Annotated in this window: 2 protein-coding genes; both read left to right on the forward strand. The window is 60.2% G+C overall.

The features are described 5' to 3' along the window. The coding region (gene istA / locus AC070A_RS34540; RefSeq protein WP_494773646.1) for an IS21 family transposase at positions 1–1,138 on the forward strand (1,138 nt) is incomplete at its 5' end. A gap of 18 nt (positions 1,139–1,156) precedes the next feature. Continuing rightward, complete coding sequence (istB, locus tag AC070A_RS34545; RefSeq protein ID WP_060521043.1) at positions 1,157–1,933, forward strand: IS21-like element helper ATPase IstB; 777 nt, start codon at positions 1,157–1,159, stop codon at positions 1,931–1,933. Positions 1,934–2,039 lie beyond the last annotated feature (106 nt).

Here is a 2,039-nt window from a genome sequence, read left to right on the forward strand (position 1 = left end):
CCGCAATCGCCACACCGCCGGCGCGGCGATGCAGACCGACTATGCTGGCCACACCGTCCCCGTCATTGATCCGGCGACGGGCGAGATCCGGCCGGCGCAGATCTTCGTCGCGGTTCTGCCGGCCTCCTTGTACACCTTCGCCTATGCGAGCTTCACTCAACGGCTGCCAGACTGGATCGAGGGTCAGCAACGGGCGTTGAGCTTCTTCGGTGGCGTGACCAAGGCGATCGTCTGCGACAACCTCAAGGCCGGCGTTGCCAAGCCCTTGTGGTTCGAGCCGACCATCAACGCCACTTTTGCAGCATTCGCCGAACATTACGACACGACGGTCCTGCCGACCCGCCCAAAACGGCCGAAGGACAAAGCCAAGGTCGAAGGCAGCGTTCTGATCGTTGAGCGCTGGATCCTGGCGCGACTGAGGAATGAGCGCTTCTTCAGCCTCGCTGATCTCAACGTGCGGATCAGCCAGCTCCTCGACGATCTCAATAACCGGCCGATGCGGCGGGTTGGCAAATCCCGACATCAACTCTTCGAGGTGATCGAACGCGAAGCGCTCGCCCCCTTGCCAGCAACGCCATTCGAATATTCCGAATGGAAATCGGCAAAGGTTCATCCCGACTATCATGTCGAGGTCGATAAGGCCTTCTACTCCGTGCCGCACCGCCTGATCGGCCGCCAGGTGGATGTCCGGCTTACAAGCCGGATTGTCGAGGTCTTCCATGATCACCAACGTGTCGCCAGTCACCGCCGGACGTCGCAGCGGGCTGGTCACGTCACCGTCAACGAACACATGCCCAAGACGCATCAGCACTATGCCAACACCACTCCGGCGAGCCTGATCAAACAGGCCGCAAAGATTGGCCGCAACGCTGCGATCCTGATCGAACGGCTGATGCGCGACAGGCCCCATCCCCAGCAGGGATACCGCGCCGCTCAAGGCGTTCTATCACTCGCGCGCCGGTACGGACCTGAGCGTCTTGAAGCCGCGTGCGATCGGGCGCTGACGATCAATGCGACCAGCTATTCCTCCGTCAGCACCATCCTCAAATCCGGCCTCGATCAAGCTCCACCAGCCGCCGAGCCGGTCAAGCCAGCCCCGCCGCATGGCAACATCCGCGGCAGTTCCTATTACCAGTGAAGAAAGGAAGACACTTGAATGCTCACACATCCAACCCTCGACCAGATGCACGCACTCGGTCTATCCGGCATGGCAGCAGCTTATCGTGAACTGGCCAATCAGCCCGAGGGCAGCGATCTCAACCGCGACGAATGGCTGGGTCTGATGCTCGACCGGGAGATGGCCGTGCGCGGTGACAAGCGCCTGACCAACCGGCTTGCAATCGCCAAACTGCGCTTCCCCGACGCTTGCATCGAGAACATCGACTTCGCCGCCCATCGCGGCCTTGACCGCAGACAGCTTCTCTCCCTGGCACAAGGCGAATGGCTCAAAGCCCATGAGCACTTGATCCTGACCGGACAAACGGGAACCGGCAAAACCTGGCTTGCCTGTGCCATCGGACGGCAGGCGGCCCGCCTCGACTATTCCGTTCTCTATGTCCGGATGCCTCGTCTCTTCGAGGATTTGGCCCTGGCGCGCCTCGACGGTCGGTTCCCTCGATTGGTCGACAAGCTCGCACGTGTTCAACTGCTCATCTTGGATGACTGGGGAACCCATGCGCTCAGCGATCAGCAGCGGCTGGATCTCCTGGAAATCTTCGAAGAGCGCTACCGCAGGAAATCAACTCTGATCACCGCCCAACTCCCCGTGGCGCAGTGGCACGAGATGATCGGGGAGCCGACTATCGCTGACGCCATCCTCGATCGCATCGTTCACAACTCTCACCGAATTGCGCTCGAAGGCGATAGCATGAGGAAGCAAAAGCAAACCTCGCTCTTGACCGAAACGCGAAACGCCGAAATCAATAACAAATGACATCAACCAGGCGAACGAAGGTCGACCCCGCGAGACTGTCCGCGATTTAGTGAAACGACTGTCCGGGATTTACCGGAATCGCTGTCCCGTTAATCCGAAATCCGCA

This window comes from Ensifer sp. GW101-20A05 (genome assembly GCF_059424735.1).

Excerpts from the sequence above, each read along its gene's own strand:
- istB (WP_060521043.1), top strand. The coding sequence starts at position 1,157 with ATGCTCACACATCCAACCCTCGACCAGATGCACGCACTCGGTCTATCC.